This is a genomic window from Vibrio sp. 1249-1, assembly GCF_033340495.1.
In genome coordinates this window covers 1-599 of sequence record NZ_JAWOWJ010000811.1, presented here as the reverse complement: position 1 = coordinate 599, position 599 = coordinate 1, and the positions used below count along the sequence as shown (strand labels likewise).

The 599-nt window shown below is 50.9% G+C and carries 1 protein-coding gene and 1 pseudogene; both read right to left on the bottom strand.

Going from position 1 to position 599, the window contains the following annotated elements:
• A partial coding sequence (locus R7Z50_RS29060; RefSeq protein WP_318149952.1) for a tRNA-uridine aminocarboxypropyltransferase occupies positions 1-355 on the bottom strand: 355 nt, incomplete at its 3' end.
• A pseudogene (locus R7Z50_RS29055) lies at positions 355-599 on the bottom strand (hypothetical protein); the annotation flags it as partial. The gene R7Z50_RS29060 and the pseudogene R7Z50_RS29055, both read right to left, overlap by 1 nt.

The following is a 599-nucleotide window of genomic DNA, read 5'->3' as shown; positions in this document are numbered from 1 at the left end:
TGCGTGCCTCTTGCCAGGTGGCGTCCAAAATAATAAACAGCGGATTTTTGGTTTGTTGCTGGCTTTGGAGCGCCACATGTTCGAGTGTGACGCTTTCTTCACTTGGGAATAGAATTACCGGGTACAGCGAAGGATCAGCCAAGCGAGTGAGCAACTCTGCTGGTGGTTGTTTGCGATCCCAGATTGCTTGCTCGACGTTGAGTTGGCAATGCTGTAACAGCTGGCCCGTATTGGTGTCACGAGTTAGCTCATTTGGGTGCATCAATAGCAGTATTTCGTGCTTGCTGGTGAGTTTAGGCACCAGCAAGCAAATACAGTTGAACTGAAAACCGCAATGGGGACACGGTTGTGACATTACAGTCGAACCCCTTCACGAACTGGGCTAATACCATCCGAGAACAGACGAACACCACTGATTTGTTCAGGTGTGGCTGTTGGTGCCATGCTCGGGTTCAGAGGGTAGCTTACGCCAGTGTACTGCATGACATGTTTTGCTGGTGTTGCGCCGCCGCCACTAACATCGAAAATCAGGTCGCGCCAACCGTGCGACGTTTGTTGGCCGAGCATCATTGGGCTTCTTACCAGTGTAATTCGACTGT